Origin of the sequence: Arthrobacter sp. 'calajunan' (assembly GCF_046940185.1) — a bacterium.
Lineage (GTDB): Bacteria > Actinomycetota > Actinomycetes > Actinomycetales > Micrococcaceae > Glutamicibacter > Glutamicibacter soli.
This window is the reverse complement of the sequence record NZ_JBKZDY010000006.1, coordinates 47,541-65,240: the sequence shown is the minus strand read 5'-3', so window position 1 is coordinate 65,240 and position 17,700 is coordinate 47,541. Positions and strand designations below refer to the sequence as shown.

The window sequence follows — 17,700 nt, the reverse complement described above, 5'->3', positions numbered from 1 at the left end:
TCGCGGCAAGGAGAAAGGTGGGAAAGCGATGTCAGTCGTTATTGACCTTAAGGATCGGGTGGTGCTCGTTACGGGCGGCGCCCGCGGAGTCGGTGCCGGAATCACCCAGGCATTTCTCGACGCCGGGGCAATCGTGGAGATCTGCGGCCGCAGCCTCCCGGCGGCCGACGGAATCAGCGAACATCCTTCGGTACACTTCACCCAGCTGGATGTGCGCAACGCAGAGCAGGTTCAGGACTGGGTTGCCGACGTGCACAGCCGCCGCGGCCGCATTGACGTTGCCGTCAACAATGCCGGTGGTTCGCCTTTCGGGCGTTTCGAAAAGGGTTCGGCCCGCTACCTGCAGGCGATCACGGAACTGAACTTCCTCTCGGCCGCGCACGTCGCCAGTGCTGTGCTGCCGGTGATGATGCGCCAGCCGGAGAAGGGTTCCATCGTGAACATCACCTCCATCAGTGCCCGTCGTCCGAGCCCGGGCACCGCGGTGTACGGCGCGGCCAAGGCCGCGCTGGAAAGCCTGACTGGAAGCCTCGCGGTGGAGTGGGCGCCGCACATCCGCGTGAACGCAGTCAGCTGCGGCCTGGTGGCCACCGAAGGCGCCGTAGACCACTACGGCGACGAGGAAAGCTTCGAGCGCGTTGCGGCAACCATCCCGCGCGGACAGCTCGCAGCGCCAAGCGAGATCGGCGCCGCCTGCGTCATGCTCGCCTCGGATATGGCATCCCACATTACCGGCGCGGTGCTGGACGTGGACGGCGGCGGAGAATGGCCGGCCTTCCTGGCGCACACCCCGAACGCCGATGAACTGAAACCACTTGAACTTGAAGTAGAAGGAGCACTCTAATGGCAGAGGCAGTTATTGTTTCAGCGGCGCGTTCGCCGATCGGCCGAGCCTACAAGGGCTCGCTGCGCGAAATGCGCGGCGACGACCTGGCCGCGCAGATGGTGCAGGCAGCGCTCAGCGCGGTGCCGGAACTGGACCCGAACACCATCAACGACCTGATGATGGGCTGCGCGCAGCCAGCCGGCGAGCAGGGCTACAACATCGCCCGCATGGTCGCCATGCAGCTGGGCCTGGACTCGGTTCCAGGCACCACCGTGCACCGCTACTGCTCGTCCTCGCTGCAGACCACCCGCATGGCTTTCCACGCCATCAAGGCCGGCGAAGGCGACGTCTTCATCTCGGCCGGCGTGGAAACCGTATCGCGCTTCGGCCTGGGCAAGTCCGACGGCATGCCGGACACCAAGAACCCTGCCTTCCTCGCGGCCATGGACCGCACGAAGGCGCTGAATGAGGATGCTTCCTCGCGCTGGAGCGACCCTCGCGCCAAGGGCGAGCTGCCGGACATATACATCGCCATGGGGGACACCGCGGAGAATGTCGCGCAGCTGCGCGGCGTCTCCCGCGAAGCCCAGGACGAATGGGCAGTGCGCAGCCAGAACCTCGCCGAAGCAGCAGGGCTTCGCGGATTCTGGGAAAAGGACATCACCCCGGTCACCCTGGGCGACGGCACCGTAGTGTCCACCGATGACGGACCGCGCGCCGGCGTGAAGCTGGAGAAGCTCGCCACCATGGCCCCGGTATTCCGCGAACACGGGACCGTGACCGCTGCGAACTGCTGCCCGCTGAACGACGGTGCCGCAGCACTGGTGATCATGAGTGATACCAAAGCCAAGGAACTGGGCCTGAAGCCCCTGGCACGCATTGTGTCCACCGGCGTGGCCGCGATGACTCCCGAGCTGATGGGTCTGGGGCCGGTCGATGCAGTCAAGCGCGCCCTGGCCAACGCCAAGATGTCGATCAAGGACATGGACATCATGGAGCTCAACGAGGCCTTCGCCGCCCAGGTGCTGCCGTCCATCGACGACATCGGCATCGACCCGAACAAGGTCAACGTCAACGGCGGCGCGATCGCCTTGGGTCACCCGTTTGGCATGACCGGCGCCCGCATGACCACCACCGCGATCCACGCGCTGCAGGAACGCGACGAGCAGTTCGCCGTCGAAACCATGTGCGTGGCCGGCGGCCAGGGCATGGCGCTGGTGCTGGAGCGCTTGAACTAACACCAATCCACGAGAACCGACAGAACCGCGCATGTCTGGGGAGGAAATTCCCGAGGCATGCGCGGTTCCGTCTTCATGCAATAGCCCGGCCCTGCTTTTTGTGGTGATCCAAAGTCACGCTGAAGTTTTGTGGCTTTGAATCTATGGCAATTCAAGGTTCTTGCGAATACGGCTAACGCTGATCGCCAACGGGCTGCGGTAATACATCCTCGATCATTCTTGCCACGACAAGTAGATCCTTTTCGTAATTGCGAACAATTTTCCTCTTGACGTTCTGGAAATCACGGTAGTCAATGATGAGCAGCGTCAATCCTTGCTCAGGAATCATTGTCGCCTTTTGGGCGTCATATAGCTTGCGCTGTTCACCGCGCAGGTGCCCCGATGCGGTGACCTTGTTGTCGAAGAATGGGACGGCTTCTGAGTGCTGTTTCTCGTGGTACTCGACCACGAGTCCCCTGTCTTCCCAATAGCCATCGACCGGGAGCGGCGCTCGGAGCCCGGTCTTTTTCGAAGGCAGTCCCAGAAGCCAATCGAATGTTTTCTGCTGCTCGCAACCAGAACCTAGCACTTCATTGCATAGTTTGAGTACATAGTACTCATCGCTCTTTGCCCGTTTCGATGTCGGCTGCGGTTCGGGTGTGTACTTTGGTGGTTTGGGGAAATACCGGTCTGTTCCCGAATCCAACCCCCAAGCTTCGTCGAAGTCCCCGTAATCGCCGTAGGCGATGGGTAGATCCGTAGGTATGCTGACCTGGCTCATGAGTTGTGAAGACCAGTCCACGTAGGCGCGGTTTCCGGTTTCTTCGAAGCCACTTCGCTTCAGGGAAGGCATCGCATCGACAATGGCCTCGGCAACGTCGACGTGGCTCACATCGGCGGGGAATTGAATAGATTCGTTGAAGACATTTCCGTCGGCAGTTGTATACCGACATGACTCTTCCGCGTCGTAGGGAGCGCCAAACTCATCGCCGACGTGCCACTCGGTGACGTTGAAGATGATAATGCGTCAAGCGGTGCCCGAGGCATTCCATCCGGGCAAGATTCTCAAGCCCCGGTACCCGAGACGGTGAAGCAGCCTGACTGCTTCCAAAATCCTGAGGGGGGAGTTGCGGATCCATTGTCCTCCTTGAAACTGTCTACTTATCGAATGTTCCCACGGAGTTCCGACACGTTAAAAGCCGGGCCGGGAAGCTGTGAAACAGCTCCCCGGCCCGGCTCGATCATTCGATTGACTAGCCTACTGGCTGCGGTACCGGTACCTCACGATTGCGTACCGCGCGCGGGTCGATGACCTCGCGGATCAGGCGCAACTCCTCGTCGGTTGGCAGGCGCGTTTCCGGCGCGTTGGAGGCATCCAGCGGGAATCCGGTGTTGTCGGTGACTTCCTGCGGATCCACGCCCGGGTGCACCGAGAGCACCTTCACGCGGCCGTCCTCGTCGTAGCCGAGCACGGCGAGGTTGGTGATGATGACACCCAGATGGTGATGCTTGAGGCCGGCCGCCTTGGCGCGGTCGTTGCCCACGCCGGAGACCATGTCCACTGAAGGGACGAACAAGCGTGCGCTGTGGCGTGCAATCCAGTAGTCCACGCGGTGGTTGGCGGTATTGCCAGGCGCCCCGCGCACGCCGATGAGCTGGCGCTTCGGCTTGTCCCAGTCGCCGATCAGCGAAATGTTCTGGTTGCCGTACTGGTCGATCTGGCTCGCGCCCATGATGCTCTGGCGGCGGCCGGTGGCCACGATGTCGAAGATGCGGCGGAACGGAGCCCAGCCCTCGATGACACCACCGGCGGAGGCCGGCTTGCCTAGTGGGGAGGCTTCGCTCATCATGAAGGCTTCGCCGTCGCTGAGGATGATGTCCGGCGAATGGGTCAGCTTGGCCAGGCGTGCGCCAATGGATGGGACAATGCCCACCGCATGGGCGAGCAGCTCGCCGGATTCGCGGTAGATGTCCGAGCAGGCTGCAACGCAGATCTCGGCAATGGTGGCGTCGTTAGACATTGGCTTTCTCCTTTTCTGCGTGGAAGCGCTCGACGGCTGCATGGAATGCCGCCTCGTCGCCTGCCAGGAATTCTGCGGTGAAGGCATCCCACGCCGCCGGGTCCTTGGCGGATGCAGCGTAGTGCTTCTGGAAGACTTCGTCGCGGCCGTAGTCGGGCTCGCAGGTGGTGAAGTGCGCACCGCGCGGGGTCTCGACGACGCCGGTGACGTACATGCGGCTGAGCATCAACGTGTGGTACGAACCTTCATCGAGCAGATTTTCGGTCGGAACGATTTTCTCGGTGCTCACGAAGGTGCGGTCGGCGGCCATTGCGTAGAGGTCGTCGAAGTACGGGTCCGGGCCCAGGAACTGGACGTTGCCGGCTGCGTCGGCACGGTTGACGTGGATCAGCGCGACATCCATGCGGATGGCCGGAACCGCAACGTACTCGTCGTCCGAATACGGAGACTTGACCGTCTTCAGATGCTTGTTGGCTGGCAGGACATCGGAGCCAAGACCTGCAAGGGTTGGCAGGAAGGACAGACGTGCGGCGCCGGCGCGCAGGCCGGTCACGAACATGCCCTCATCGTATTCCTGCAGCTCCAGCTCGCCGCGTTCACGGGCTGCCGTGAACAGAGGATCCAGCGGGATGCTGTCCAGGGTGACGAAGCCGTAGATCAGCTTCTTGACCTTGCCGGCTGCGACCAGCAATCCGACGTCCGGGCCGCCCAAGGAGACCACGGTCAGGTCCTTGACGTCGGTCCGCAACAGTTCGCGGACGAAGGCCATGGGCTTGCGCCGCGAGCCCCAGCCGCCGATGCCGATGGTCATTCCAGACTTGATGGACGCTACCGCGTCACTGAGTTCCAATCGCTTGTCAGGCATTGGGTTTCCCTCATTTCTTCACCGAATAATAAACCTAGCGCTCGCTTGGTTGTAAGGCTAGCATGAATGAAATGAATTAGTCAGGGCAGTCCCATCGGTCAGCAACCGTGATGCATGTTGACTTGATTCATGGTTCATGAGGTTCGCATCAGTGTGAAGCCTGCGGTCGCAACGTAGTTGCCCCAGTTTGGCCAGCTGCGGCAAGCGCTAGCAAGGTACCAAGCGGTGCTTGAATCCCGAGTAGACATTCCAACGTTGGTTGGGTCGGCCAAGCGATCTGCAGGCCGAACGGCTGGATCGAAGGATTTGGCACGTCATCGCCCGTGAAAACTTATTGGCATGTCCCGGACGATTTCTGTCGAGCCCGAGCTGGGCATTCTGTGCGGGACGGATCCGGAATTGCGAACATAATCCGCTTTTGCCCAAGAGTGGGTTCATTTCCTGCACTGCGGTTCATTCTCTTGGGTGCTCCGTTGTATTCATCTCCGTAGATTGCATCGCTGCGTGGCTGACCACGAGAAGTAGGCCAATTGCCGAAATTATCTGGCCGACGGTTGCGTGTTTTGCCTGTGGAGAGTGCTGCCGGCATGACGGAGAACAAACTACGATTTGCGCATGGGCAGAGGAAAAATTGCTTGGCTGGTGGCAGGAACACTGACGGTGTGTGGGCTGTTTTGGTTTTTTACGAGGCCTGCCGACTATGTAAACGGGGTGTTCCAATGGATGCACCCCGGTGCTCAGGCATTGGCGGCGGTCGCACCCATTGGCACCTTGGTAGCTGTAGGCACGGCATCATTCCTCGCTTATCGAACACTTCGCTACAGGACCCGTGTTGACGACGCGGATCAGTGGTGGAAACGAGCGCAATACGGAATCGATCTGGTTCACGGGACTGCCGCGCAGAAGGCTGCGGGGAGTGACCTCATCAAGACGCTTCTCGGTCCTTGGCTCAAAAACGCCGAGGACGGTGCCCCGGTGAAAAAGGCAAGGAAAGCGCGCAAGCGAGCTGGAGCCTACGGATGGCGGGTGTCGGAGGATGAGAAAGAGATGCTGAATCGAATTCTTCAAAGAGCTTTGGAAGGGAGCGCCCCGGACTCCCTGACCGACAAGGAGCTCGAAGAATTAGAAGCTAAGGAGAAAGAGGGTAAGAGATCGTGTGCCGCCCAGTTGGAGAACGCCGATCCAAGTGATGCGACGATAGAAACGTCAACTGCCAAAAACAAAACTTCTCAGCCGAATCATGGGTCCGGCCGTAGAATGAGCATGGGAGAGGAGGTAGCAGATGAGCCCAAAAAAGAAGGCGACGGATACGGATATTCAGCTGACGACCAAGGCTCGCGTGGTTAAACTTGGGGACAATTACATTGTGCTCGGCCAGAACAATGAGCCACTGACTGCAAGGTATCCCGCTGACAGCTTTCGATACATAACGGACGGGGCGAAGTCAGCCTACCAACTGGCTACCTTGGACGGTAAGAGGCCAAGCGACGCGATTATTGCCCTGGCAAATTACGTTCCTCCCGGACCAAGAACTGCATAACGAAAAGCCCCGCCAAATGACGGGGCTTTGTCGTAGTTAGGCGCTGTTGCCGGGGAAAGCCGGGGCTAGGCGCGGCCTCCTGGAGGGCCCAGGATCAGCATGACGGTGAAGATCAGTGCGACGCTCACGACTGCGATCACCGCGGTCAGGATTGGGCGGCCGACCATCCAGCGGAACAGGGTGTCAATCCACTTGTCATCGTCCGGGTGATCGCTCTTGGTGGTGCGCCATTCGCCTTCCAGGCGTCCCTGCTTCTCCAAGCGGCGTTCATAGGGAATCGTCAGGTAAGGGACGATCGAGGTGGCTGCGGCAAGCACGATGGAGCGCTTGGTCCAGCGCTGGTTGATGCCGACGAGCACGCCGGTGGCAACGTAGGACAGGAACACGAAACCGTGCATGAATCCGGCAATGGAAACCGGCCAGTCGCCCACCTTCACGACGTACTTCAACAGCATGGCGATGATCAGAAGCGTCCAGGTGACAGCCTCGGCCCGGGCAACGATGCGGAATAGGGTGCGTGGTGACATAACTTGATTTCTGTCCCTCGGGATTGCGAATAAGTCGGTTCTCCGTTTAGAACCCACCAAAGTCTAACGGGTGCTCCTGTGTGCACAATTTGAACGATGGGCCGGCTATGGCTCCGGCATGAGGCAAAAAAAGACGCCATCCCGTCCGCCGAGAATCTGCGGCGGACGGGATGGCTGCTGCGAGGCCGATGCGGTTAGGCCGCGGTCAGGCCCAGCAGTTCGCCGAGACGCTGGCGGTGCGTCCGGGCTTGCCCGAAGAGCTGGCTGGTGGCATGGGCGCGCTTGAAGACCAGCTGGGCATCGTGCTCCCAGGTGATGGCGATGCCGCCATGCAGCTGCACGCACTCCGCGGCGATGTGGTCCAGCGCGTCCGAGCACCAGGCCGCGGCGGATGCCGCACGCTGCGGCAGGTCGTCGGCTCCGGTGCCGGCGGACCATGCGGCGGCCCAGGCCGCGGTGCGCGCGGTCTCCACCTGCACCAGCATGTCGGCCATGCGGTGCTTGAGCGCCTGGAAGGATCCGATGGCGCGTCCGAACTGCTCGCGCTGCTTGGAGTATTCAACCGTCATGTCCAGTCCGCGCCGGGCGGTGCCCGCCTGCCAGCAGGCCAGCGACACCAGGGCGATGTCGCGGACCTTGGCCAGGGCGGCTTCGGCGTCCAGGGCCAGTGCGCGGGCCGGCACCTGGTCCAGGGTGTAGGTGGCGAAACGCAGGGTGGTGTCCACCGCAGGGGTGGAGATCCGCCCGATCGCTTCCGGATCCAGGATCTCGAAGATGCCTGGTCCGTTCTCGGTCTGGGCCACGGCCAGCACCAGGTTGGCGCCCAATCCGTCGATCACCAGGGTTGCCTCGCCGTTCAGCACCCAGTCCTCGCCCTGCGGGGCGGCGGCAAGGTCGTTGGATGCGGGATCCCAGCGGCCCTTGGAGTCCGCCCAGGCGAGCGTGGCCAGGGTTTTGCCTTCGGCGATGCCCGGCAGCAGTCGCTCGCAGGCCTCGGTGTTCCCGGATTCGAGGATGGCCGCGGTGGCCAGCACGGCCGAGGAGAGCAGCGGGGACGGAGCCAGGTGGTAGCCGAGGGTCTCCAGGACCAGTCCGGTCTCCAGCCAGCCGCAGCCTGCCCCGCCGAATTCCTCCGGGATCGCCAGGGAGGCGACGCCGATTTCCTGGGCGAGCACCTGCCACAGCTGCGGGTCGTAGCCGCGCTCGGATTCGGCCGCGCTGCGCACTGCCAGCGGGTCGGCATGGCGGGCCAGTACCGCGTGCAGGGTCTTGGCCAGTTCGTTTTGTTCGTCGGTTAATGAGAAGTCCATGATGTCCTCTAGCTGGCAGGCGACAGGATCGCGGCGGGAGCCAGGATCGACGCGGCGATGCGTGAACGGTGGTAGCGGCCGGTGCCCCAGGCCGAAGCCAGCGCGTGCACCCGGGTGAGCCACAGGCTCAGGTCGTGCTCCTGGGTGTAGCCGATGGCGCCGTGCACCTGCAGTGCGGTGCGGGCGGCCAGGATTGCGGCGTCCGAGGCGGCCACCTTGGCGGCGGACACGCTGCGTTCGCCGGCCGGGGTGCCCAGATCCAAGGCCGCGCCCTTGAGCAGCGGGCGGGCGAAGGTCAGCGCCACGCGGACGTTGGCCAGCTGGTGCTTCAGCCCCTGGTATTCGCCAATGACGCGGCCGAACTGCTCGCGCAGCTTGGCGTAGGCCACTGCCTCTTCCAGCAGGCGTTCGCCGGCGCCGAGCAGCATGGCGGCGCTGCCCAGAGTGGCGCGGTCGATGGCCAGCGCCACGGCCTGCGGATCCAGCGCGGAGGCCGGTCCGGCAGGGGCCAGCTCATGCAGGGTGCGGGCCGCGTCGATGGACTCCTGGCCTTCCCCTGCCTCGGCAGGGGTGATGGAATCCTCGGTGACGATGAACTGCTGCGAGCACAGCTGCGCATCCAGCGCGTAAGGCACGAAGCCAGGGATCGCGGCGGTGGCGATCACCGAACCGTCGGCCAGGGATTCGCGCAGGGCTGGGTCCACCAGATCCGGCAGCAATGCCGCGGATTCCAGGTAGGGGCCCGGGGCTGCGTGGTAGCCCAGGCGCTCGAAGGCGACGATCAGGTCCACCGGGGTGCCGCCCATGCCGCCGTCGGCCTCGTCGATGCACAGGCCCAGCAGGCCGAGCTCGGCAAGCTGCTCCCACAGTGCGCGGGCCGGAGCCGCATCGCCTTCCGAGGCCGCGCGGGCCACGGCGGTGCCGCCCACGGATTCGATGACCTGGTCGATGGCCTCGGCCAGCGCCCGCTGTTCCTCACTGATTACGAATTTCATGACGCCTTCCGTCCGTCGCCGCCGCGTGGCAGGCCAAGTATGCGTTCTGCAATGATGTTGCGCTGGATTTCGTTGGTGCCCGCGTAGATCGGGCCGCCCAGGGCGAAGATGTAGTCATCCACCCAGCGTCCGCCGGCCTCCGCGGAGGCGGAGCGCAGTTCCGCGGCCGGGCCGAGCAGGTCCAGGCCGGTCTGGTGGATCGCGATGTCCAGTTCGGACCAGAAGACCTTGTTCACGCTGCCCTCGGCGCCGATGTCGCCGCCTTCCTGCAGCGTGCTGACGGTGCCCCAGGTGTACAGGCGGTAGGCCTCGGACTTGATCCAGGCGTCCACCACCGCGTCCTGGGCGAATGGATCCTGCTCCTGGTTGCGCTGCCACAAGTCGATCAGGCGGTCGGTGGCGGCGCAGAAGCGGCCGGGGGAGCGCAGCGACAGGCCGCGCTCGTTGCCGGCGGTGCTCATGGCCACGCGCCAGCCGTCGCCCGGGGCGCCGAGCACATCCTCGTCCGCGACGAACACGTCGTCGAAGAACAGCTCCGCGAACCCGGTGGTGCCATCCAGCTGGGTGATCGGGCGGACCGTCAGGCCCGGCGCATCCAGCGGGAACAGGAAGTAGGTCAGGCCGCGGTGGCGCTGCGCCTCGGGATCCGAGCGGAACAGGCCGAAGCCGCGGTCGGCCCACGGGGCGCGCGAGCTCCAGGTCTTCTGGCCGTTCAGGATCCAGCCGCCGCGCTCGTCGTCGCGCTTGGCGGTGCTGCGGATGGAGGCCAGGTCGCTGCCGGCGCCCGGTTCGGACCAGGCCTGGGCCCAGATCAGGGTGCCGTCGGTCATGTCGCGCAGGAAACGCTCATGCTGCGCCACGGTGCCGTGCCCGAACAGGATCGGGGCCAGCAGCGAGATGCCGTTCTGCGCCACGCGGGTCGGGGCTCCGGCGCGGTAGTACTCCTCCTCGAAGAGCACCCACTCGATCAGCCCGGCGCCGCGGCCCCCGTATTCCTCCGGCCAGGACACGACGGACCAGCGTCCTTCGGCCAGCTTGGCTTCCCACTGACGGTGGGCGGCGAAGCCCTCCTCGGTGTCCATGGAGGGCAGCGGGGTGGCCGGCACGTTTTCGGCCAGCCAGGCGCGTGCTTCGGCAGCGAACGCGAGCTGCTCTTCTGTCAGGTCAAGATCCATTTATTTTGCCGCCTCCGCCATGTTCTTGGCTCCCATGCCGGCCAGGGAATCCTTGCCGACCTCTGCGTTGTGTGCGTGGGCTGCGTGGTGCAGCCCGAAGACCGAGTCCATGCCGGCGCGCAGGCCCTGCAGGTCCTCGGATTGGTTGACCGCCTTCTTGGCCAGGGCCAGGCCGAGGCGGGGCATGGCGCCGATGCGCTCGGCCAAATTCAGCGTGTGCTCCTCGAGCAGTTCGCGGTCAACGACGTGGTTGACCATGCCCAGCTCGTAGGCGCGGCGGGCCGTGAAGCGGTCGCCGGTGAACAGCATTTCCTTGGCCGCGCGGGGGTTGGTGACCCACGGGTGGGCGAAGTATTCCACGCCGGGAATACCCATGCGGACCACCGGGTCCGAGAAGAATGCGTCTTCGCTGGCCACGATGAAGTCGCAAGACCAGGCCAGCATCAGGCCGCCAGCGATGCAGGCGCCGTGGACCATGGCGATGACGGGCTTGGGCAGTTCGCGCCAGCGGCGGCACATGCCCAGGTAGACCTCGGATTCGCGGGCGAAGCGGGAGTCGACGCCCTCGGCGCCGACGTGGTCCCACCAGACCACTGCCTTGCGCTCGAAGCTCTGGTCGGCGTCGCGCTCCGGGGTGCCGATGTCGTGGCCTGCGCTGAAGTGCTTGCCGTTGCCCGCCAGCACGATGGCCTTGACCGCGTCGTCCTCGACGGCGCGGGTGAACGCGGCGTCCAGGGCATAGGTCATTTTCGAGTTCTGTGCGTTGCGGTACTCGGGGCGGTTCAGTCGAATGATCGCCGTGGTGCCGCGCACTTCGTAGGTTACGACGCCGTCACTGTCGTTCAGAGTCATCGCGGGCCTCCTTATCCTGTGTCGCATTTCGGCTGGGAACCCAGCCGTGAAAACTTGCTTGGGACTACAGTAACCAAACAAGTGCTTGGTTTGCTAGCATAAGCGAAGATCAACCGAGAGACCAATGGATATCGAGAGTGAGGGAGATGTCGTGGATCTGAATTATTCGGCGGAAGATGACGCGTTTCGTCAGGAATTCCGGGCTTGGCTTGAAGCAAACCTCGTCGGCAAGTTCGCCGCACTGCGCGGACTGGGCGGCTCGGGGCGCGAGCACGAAGCCTTCGAGGAACGCCTGGAGTGGAACCAGCACATGGCCGCCCACGGCTGGAGCTGCGTCAGCTGGCCCAAGGAGCACGGCGGCCGCGGGCTGAGCCTGCAGCAGCAGGTCATCTTCCACGAGGAGTACGCCCGGGCCAATGCACCGGCTCGCGTGAACCACCTGGGCGAGGAACTGCTGGGCCCGACCCTGATCGCCTTCGGCACTCCCGAGCAGCAGGCCCGGTTCCTGCCCAAGATCATCGCGGTCGAGGAACTATGGTGCCAAGGCTACTCGGAGCCGGGAGCAGGCTCCGACCTGGCCGGGGTGAAGACCAAGGCCCGGCTGGAAGACGGAAAGTGGGTTGTCGACGGCCAGAAGGTGTGGACCTCGCTGGCGCACACCGCTGACTGGTGCTTCGTCATCGCCCGCACCGAGCCGGGATCCGTGAAGCATCGCGGCCTGTCCTACCTGCTGGTTCCGATGGACCAGCCCGGCGTGGAGATCCGCCCGATCCTGCAGCTGACCGGAACCTCGGAGTTCAACGAGGTCTTCTTCGACGGCGCCACCACTGATGAGGACCTGGTGGTGGGCGAGCCCGGCGCGGGCTGGTCGGTGGCCATGGGCACCCTGGGCTTCGAACGCGGCGTCTCCACGCTCGCCCAGCAGATCGCCTTCCAGCGCGAGCTGCAGCTGATCATCGACCTGGCGCGCACCAACGGAGCGATCGAGGATCCCATTATCCAAGACCAGATCGTCAAGTCCCAGATGGGGCTGGATATGCTTCGCATGCACGGGCTGCGCACGCTCAGCGGCGAGCAGGGTATCGAGGCCTCGATCACCAAGCTGCTGTGGGCTCCATGGCACCGCTCGCTGGGCGAGCTGGCCATGGCCGTAGCCGGCGCTGGCGGGCTGACCGTCGCGCAGGCGCCGTATGAGCTCGACGAGCTGCAGGCCCTGTATCTCTTCAGCCGCGCCGATACCCTCTACGGGGGATCGGACGAAATCCAACGCAACGTAATCGCCGAGCGCGTGCTCGGCCTGCCCAAGGAGGCACGAGTATGACCATCCAGCGCATCGCACAGCCGGCGCCAGAATACGTTCCCGCCCATGGTCTGCTCGCCGGACGACGCGTTGTCGTGACCGCTGCAGCCGGAGCCGGCATTGGGGCCGCGGCGGCACGCCGCTGCCTGGAGGAAGGTGCGGACCTGGTGGTGCTGGGCGATACCCACGCCGGCCGGCTCGAGGCCTCCGCCAATGAACTCGGCGCTGAGTTCGGCGCCGAGCGTGTGCGCTTCGCCGTCTGCGACGTGACCAACGAGGAGCAGGTCCAGGCGCTGCTGGACGTCGCCGAGGAAGCCGGCGGCGTGGACGTCATGATCAACAACGCCGGGCTGGGCGGCACCGCCTCCATCCTGGACATGGAAGACGAGCAGTGGGAGAAGGTCGTGAACGTGACCCTCACCGGCACCTTCCGCTCCGTGCGCGCCGCCAGCCAGCGCATGGTGAAGAACGGCACCAAGGGCGTCATCATCAACAACGCTTCGGTGATCGGCTGGCGCGCCCAGGAAGGGCAGGCCCACTACGCCGCCGCGAAGGCAGGCGTCATGGCACTGACTCGCTCGGCAGCCATGGACGTGGCCCCGCACGGCATCCGCATCAACGCGGTCGCCCCGTCGCTGGCCATGCACCCGTTCCTGGCCAAGGTCACCTCGGACGAGCTGCTGGAGGAGCTGACCTCCCGCGAGGCCTTCGGCCGCGCCGCCGAGCCCTGGGAAATCGCCAACGTCATGGTCTTCCTGGCCAGCGACTATTCCTCGTACATGACCGGTGAAGTGGTCCCCGTCAGCAGCCAGCAGGCCTAAAGGAGAGAACAGATGACTGAGGCTTACATTATTGACGCCGTGCGCACCCCGGTGGGCCGCCGCGGCGGTTCGCTGGCCGAAATCCACTCGGCCGACCTGGGCGCCCACGTGATCTCGGCGCTGGTCGAGCGCACCGGCATCGACCCCGGCGCGGTGGACGACGTGATCTTCGGATGCACCGACACCCTGGGCTCCCAGGCCGGCGACATCGCCCGCACCGCATGGCTGGTGGCCGGGCTGCCGGACCATGTGCCGGGCGTGACCATCGACCGCCAGTGCGGTTCCAGCCAGCAGGCGGTGCACTTCGCGGCGCAGGGCGTCATGTCCGGCACCGCAGATTTGATCATCGCCGGCGGTGTGCAGAACATGTCCAAGATCCCGATCTCTGCGGCCATGATCGCCGGCGCTGAGTTCGGATTCACCACGCCCTTCGCCGAGTCCCCTGGCTGGGTCGCCCGCTACGGCGACCAGGAGGTCTCGCAGTTCCGCGGGGCGGAGATGATCGCCGAGAAGTGGGACATCACCCGCGAGCGCATGGAGCAGTTCGCGCTGGAAAGCCATGAGCGCGCAGCCGCCGCCGTGGACGAGGGCCGCTTCGACTCGCAGGTTGTTCCGCTGAACGGCCTGGAGCAGGACGAGACCATCCGCCGCGGCACCACGCTGGAAAAGATGGCGACGCTGAACACGCTCACCGAGGACGGCCGGCTGACCGCCGCGGTGGCCTCGCAGATCTGCGACGGCGCCAGCGCCGTGCTGATCGCCTCCAAGAAGGCGGTGGAAGAGCACGGGCTGACCCCGCGTGCCCGCATCCACCACATGTCGGTGCGCGCCGACGACCCGGTGTGGATGCTCACCGGCCCGATCCGCGCAACGAAGTATGCGCTGGAGCGCGCAGGCATGGGCGTGGACGAGATCGACCTGTTCGAATGCAACGAGGCCTTCGCCCCGGTCGTGCTGGCCTGGATGGACGAGCTGGGTATCGACCGCGAGAAGGTCAACGTCAACGGCGGCGGCATCGCCCTGGGCCACCCGATCGGCGCCACCGGCACCCGGCTGATGACCACGCTGCTCAACGAGCTGGAACGCACCGGCGGCCGCTACGGCCTGCAGACGATGTGCGAGGGCGGCGGCCAGGCTAACGTCACGATCATCGAGCGGCTCTAGCCTTCGGCCCGCAAGCCCATTAACCAAAGATCCCCGCCGGGTAGACCCGGCGGGGATCTTTTCGATCATCACTCGCACCTTTATGAGGTACTTATAACTGTAGGACCCGAAACTGTGCCTGCCCTATGCAGGGCATCGGCACTGCCCGGGGAACTACTTGGCGTTGACCGACAACGGAACGTCGACAGGTTCCAGCTCGCCATGCGGCGGGTTCTTCGGAATGAAGCCGGCCAGGATCACGGCGGCCACGGAGAACCCGGCGCCGAGCAGCAGTGCCGCGCGGAAACCCTGCTCGGTCGGGATCATGGCGCCATGGAAGTCGGTGGACATCTGGGCCAGCACCAGGCCGATGACCGCGGCGCTGGCGGTGGTGCCCAGCGAACGCATCAGCGTGTTGAAGCCGTTGGCCGCGGCGGTTTCGCTGCGCGGCACCGAGCTCATGATGATCGACGGCATGGCTCCGTAGGCGAAGGCCACGCCGCTGTTGACCAGGGTCGCGGTGAGCAGCAGGCCCCAGGTGCTTCCCATGCCCCACAGGCCCACCACGTAGCCGACGGCCAGGATGGAGATGCCCAGCATCAGCGTGAACTTGGCGCCCAGCTTGTCGGAGAGCTTGCCGCCCACCGGGGAGAGGATCAGCATCATGAAGCCGGCTGGGGCGACCCACAGACCGGCGGCCAGGACGGACTGGCCCAAGCCGTATCCGGTGCTGGATGGCAGCTGCAGGATCTGCGGCATGAGCAGCATGCTGACGTACATGCCGAAGCCGACGAAGATCGAGGCGATGTTGGTCAGCAATACGCGGGGGATGACCGCGGTGCGCAGGTCAACCAGGGGGTCGGTGGTCCGCAGCTCCCAGAAGCCCCAGAAGACCAGCGCCAGCAGCGACAGGCCGAAGAGGCACAGGGTCAGCGGCGAGGCCCAGCCCCAGAAAGAGCCCTTGGAGATGGCCAGCATCAGCGCCAGGATGCCCGTGGACAGGCCGATGGCGCCGAGCCAGTCGAAGCGCTGGCCGGCGGCTCCGGCCTTCATGCCCGGGATGAACTTCCAGATCAGCAATGCGACGATCAAGGTGACCACGGAGCCGCCGACGAACAATGCGCGCCAATCGGAGAATTCGATGACCGCGGCGGAAATCGGCAGCCCGATGGCGCCGCCAGCTCCCAGGGTGGCGCTGACTGTGGCGATGGCGGAGGAGAGCTGTTCCTTGGGCACGAGGTCGCGCAGCATGGCGATGCCCAGCGGGATCATGCCCGAACCGAAGCCCTGCAGGGCGCGGCCGATGATCATGATCGTGACGTTGGGGGCGAAGGCGCAGACCAATCCGCCGAGAATCAAAGGCAGAGCGAGGATCAGGATCATCCGGCGCTTGCCGAAGAGGTCACCCAGGCGTCCGGAAATCGGGACGGCCACCGCTCCGGCGAGCAGCGTGGCCGTCACGATCCAGGCGGTGTTGTCGGCGGAGGTATTGAAGATCTCGGGCAGTTGCGGGATCAGGGGCGCAACCATCGTCTGCGTCAGTGCAGAAGCGATGCCGGCAGTTGCCAGGATGCCGACGGCGGTTCCCGGAGGAGTGGCGGATTTTTTGGCGCGATGCGTCAAGGGGTCCTTTCAGGGTGATGTGTAAGATACATACAGTATTCATAATACACATTCCGGGGTACGATGGAAGGCCTGAAAGGGCGTGAATACCATCAAGCGACACACTGCAGATATCGAGTACGAGCAGATGCTTCTCAGCCGCTATTTCGTGGCGCAGCATCGGCGGGGAAACGGATTGGACCGCAGCGCGTACCTGATCCTGAGCCACATCGATGCGCGCGGGCCGATGACGATCGGCGAGCTGAGCTCCGCGCTGCGTCTGGACGCCTCGACCTTGCAGCGGCAAGTGGCCGCGATTGTGCGCGACGGGTTGCTGGAGCGGGGCTTGGACCCGAACGGAAGCGCCGCCCGAAAGCTGACGATGACCTCGCATGGCCGCGACATGCTGGAAACCGATCGTGACGGATATATCCAGGACCTCGACGCCATCACTGCAGACTGGTCGGCGGAGGACGTCAACACTTTTGCCGAACTGCTGCGGCGCTACAACGGGGCCATCGAGGAGTTCCGGGACGTCAAGAATTCACGTTGACCCCCGCGGTAGCCGCGTGCGGGGCTTTTCCAGCTGCCATCTCGACCATGGCCAGACGGGCACGAAGTCTGAATGAAACCTTGGATGCATCGAAGATCGGTGTATTGAAGCGTAGTCTCGGGACGACCGTTGAACGTTTGGACCAGCGAGGAGTGAACAATGGATGGATGCGAAAGCAAAAACTACAACTTGTCACTGTCCCTGACAACGGATCAATATGACGACCTGACAACCGCGCTGGAAGCGCATCGTGACGGCTTGCGCCGCATCGCCGGCCAAGCCGCCAACGGCTTCGGTCTGGGTTCCGGATACTGGAATGGGCGGGCCGAGGAAGTCCAGGAGCTTTTGAGCTGTGTGCGCCGGCTTGCGCAAGGCGAAAATTCCTCCGGAGTCAATGATGCTTCAGGTAATTCGTCGAGGCGCTTCCCTCCGAAATGACGGGCAGTTCATATTGATAGTCGAAAGGGCGATTCGAGTTGCCAGCTGTATTCGCGGCGTCCGAGCTTTCCGGAGCAGGATTGCTTGGCACAAGAGTTGAGGCCGTTCCATCTTGATGGAACGGCCTCAATCATGCGCGGGCGGCGTACCGACGCTCCGCAATGGCCGTGTCGGACTAGATGGCGAGCCGCCGCACGTATTGCGGCATCCTGGTGCCGGCGTACCCGGAAACTCGGGACCAGATGCGCGACTGCGCTGTGCTTCCAATACTTCACCCGGCAGGTGAGCATGACTTCGAGCTCGGCTCGCGCGAACAGCGATCCGATCTGCATGGCATCCGCTTCAACGTCAACGGTTTCAATGCCTGATTGGGCCTGGCAACTCAGTAGCTTGAGCTCATCGGAAGCTGGGTCGATGATGGCCACGAGGACCGTTTTCCCGCGCATTCACACCAGGCCCATGGCATCGGTGACGGATTCCTTGGCTCCAATCATGGCAACCGGCATGTGTACTGG

At 64.2% G+C, this 17,700-nt stretch carries 18 protein-coding genes; 8 read left to right on the top strand and 10 right to left on the bottom strand.

The features are described from left to right. Window positions 1-28: 28 nt before the first annotated feature. Complete coding sequence (locus tag RF641_RS11025) at window positions 29-844, top strand: SDR family oxidoreductase (protein ID WP_424573172.1); 816 nt, start codon at window positions 29-31, stop codon at window positions 842-844. Further along, complete coding sequence (locus RF641_RS11020; RefSeq protein ID WP_047120443.1) at window positions 844-2,064, top strand: acetyl-CoA C-acetyltransferase; 1,221 nt, start codon at window positions 844-846, stop codon at window positions 2,062-2,064. Before RF641_RS11025 ends, RF641_RS11020 begins: the two co-directional genes overlap by 1 nt. A 172-nt stretch (window positions 2,065-2,236) precedes the next feature. On the opposite strand, the gene RF641_RS11015 is transcribed toward RF641_RS11020, so the two are convergent. The 3 genes from RF641_RS11015 to RF641_RS11005 all read right to left on the bottom strand — a co-directional run bounded on the left by RF641_RS11015 (window position 2,237) and on the right by RF641_RS11005 (window position 4,929). Then, window positions 2,237-2,935 (bottom strand): hypothetical protein, encoded by a 699-nt coding sequence (locus RF641_RS11015; RefSeq protein ID WP_424573171.1) that lies wholly within the window; start codon window positions 2,933-2,935, stop codon window positions 2,237-2,239. Window positions 2,936-3,296: 361 nt separating this feature from the next. After that, window positions 3,297-4,064 carry a CoA-transferase subunit beta gene (locus RF641_RS11010; protein ID WP_113607368.1) on the bottom strand — a complete coding sequence of 256 codons (768 nt, stop codon included), beginning with the start codon at window positions 4,062-4,064 and terminating at the stop codon, window positions 3,297-3,299. Next, the gene (locus tag RF641_RS11005) at window positions 4,057-4,929 is read right to left on the bottom strand and encodes a CoA transferase subunit A (protein WP_047120441.1); all 873 of its coding nucleotides are present in this window, start codon (window positions 4,927-4,929) and stop codon (window positions 4,057-4,059) included. The genes RF641_RS11010 and RF641_RS11005 overlap by 8 nt, the downstream gene beginning before the upstream one ends. Window positions 4,930-5,544: 615 nt before the next feature. Here RF641_RS11005 and RF641_RS11000 point away from each other — a divergent pair. After that, window positions 5,545-6,276: a hypothetical protein gene (locus RF641_RS11000; protein ID WP_146956022.1), complete on the top strand. Its 732-nt coding sequence runs from the start codon at window positions 5,545-5,547 to the stop codon at window positions 6,274-6,276. A gap of 258 nt (window positions 6,277-6,534) precedes the next feature. Here the strand turns inward: RF641_RS11000 and RF641_RS10995 are convergent, their stop codons facing one another. From RF641_RS10995 to RF641_RS10975, 5 genes are all read right to left on the bottom strand, one after another. Then, entirely contained in the window at window positions 6,535-6,996 is a 462-nt protein-coding gene (locus tag RF641_RS10995; protein ID WP_047120439.1) for a DUF3817 domain-containing protein, read from the bottom strand. Window positions 6,997-7,190: 194 nt separating this feature from the next. Continuing rightward, window positions 7,191-8,306 carry an acyl-CoA dehydrogenase family protein gene (locus RF641_RS10990; protein WP_424573170.1) on the bottom strand — a complete coding sequence of 372 codons (1,116 nt, stop codon included), beginning with the start codon at window positions 8,304-8,306 and terminating at the stop codon, window positions 7,191-7,193. Window positions 8,307-8,314: 8 nt separating this feature from the next. After that, window positions 8,315-9,301, bottom strand: a complete 987-nt coding sequence (locus tag RF641_RS10985; protein WP_047120437.1) for an acyl-CoA dehydrogenase family protein — start codon at window positions 9,299-9,301, stop codon at window positions 8,315-8,317. After that, a complete protein-coding gene (locus RF641_RS10980) occupies window positions 9,298-10,476 on the bottom strand; it encodes an acyl-CoA dehydrogenase family protein (protein WP_047120436.1) in 1,179 nt (392 codons plus the stop codon). The genes RF641_RS10985 and RF641_RS10980 overlap by 4 nt, the downstream gene beginning before the upstream one ends. Next, a complete protein-coding gene (locus tag RF641_RS10975) occupies window positions 10,477-11,328 on the bottom strand; it encodes an enoyl-CoA hydratase (RefSeq protein WP_047120435.1) in 852 nt (283 codons plus the stop codon). 151 nt (window positions 11,329-11,479) lie between these two features. On the opposite strand from RF641_RS10975, the gene RF641_RS10970 reads away from it, so the two are divergent. From RF641_RS10970 to RF641_RS10960, 3 genes are read left to right on the top strand one after another with little or no spacing between them, the layout of a single operon-like run. Then, the gene (locus tag RF641_RS10970; RefSeq protein ID WP_082124024.1) at window positions 11,480-12,649 is read left to right on the top strand and encodes an acyl-CoA dehydrogenase family protein; all 1,170 of its coding nucleotides are present in this window, start codon (window positions 11,480-11,482) and stop codon (window positions 12,647-12,649) included. Then, window positions 12,646-13,449 (top strand): SDR family oxidoreductase, encoded by an 804-nt coding sequence (locus RF641_RS10965; RefSeq protein WP_047120433.1) that lies wholly within the window; start codon window positions 12,646-12,648, stop codon window positions 13,447-13,449. Before RF641_RS10970 ends, RF641_RS10965 begins: the two co-directional genes overlap by 4 nt. A 12-nt stretch (window positions 13,450-13,461) precedes the next feature. Continuing rightward, window positions 13,462-14,613 (top strand): acetyl-CoA C-acetyltransferase, encoded by a 1,152-nt coding sequence (locus RF641_RS10960; RefSeq protein WP_113607372.1) that lies wholly within the window; start codon window positions 13,462-13,464, stop codon window positions 14,611-14,613. A 153-nt stretch (window positions 14,614-14,766) separates the two neighbouring features. On the opposite strand, the gene RF641_RS10955 is transcribed toward RF641_RS10960, so the two are convergent. Beyond that, on the bottom strand, window positions 14,767-16,215 hold the full coding sequence (locus tag RF641_RS10955; RefSeq protein ID WP_424573169.1) for an MFS transporter: 1,449 nt from the start codon (window positions 16,213-16,215) through the stop codon (window positions 14,767-14,769). Window positions 16,216-16,297: 82 nt separating this feature from the next. Here RF641_RS10955 and RF641_RS10950 point away from each other — a divergent pair, with 82 nt between their 5' ends. Both RF641_RS10950 and RF641_RS10945 read left to right on the top strand, forming a co-directional pair. Next, window positions 16,298-16,747: a MarR family winged helix-turn-helix transcriptional regulator gene (locus RF641_RS10950; protein WP_231735873.1), complete on the top strand. Its 450-nt coding sequence runs from the start codon at window positions 16,298-16,300 to the stop codon at window positions 16,745-16,747. 159 nt (window positions 16,748-16,906) lie between these two features. Further along, the gene (locus RF641_RS10945; RefSeq protein WP_146956024.1) at window positions 16,907-17,185 is read left to right on the top strand and encodes a hypothetical protein; all 279 of its coding nucleotides are present in this window, start codon (window positions 16,907-16,909) and stop codon (window positions 17,183-17,185) included. An 8-nt stretch (window positions 17,186-17,193) separates the two neighbouring features. Here the strand turns inward: RF641_RS10945 and RF641_RS10940 are convergent, their stop codons facing one another. Continuing rightward, window positions 17,194-17,610 (bottom strand): hypothetical protein, encoded by a 417-nt coding sequence (locus tag RF641_RS10940; protein WP_146956025.1) that lies wholly within the window; start codon window positions 17,608-17,610, stop codon window positions 17,194-17,196. Window positions 17,611-17,700 lie beyond the last annotated feature (90 nt).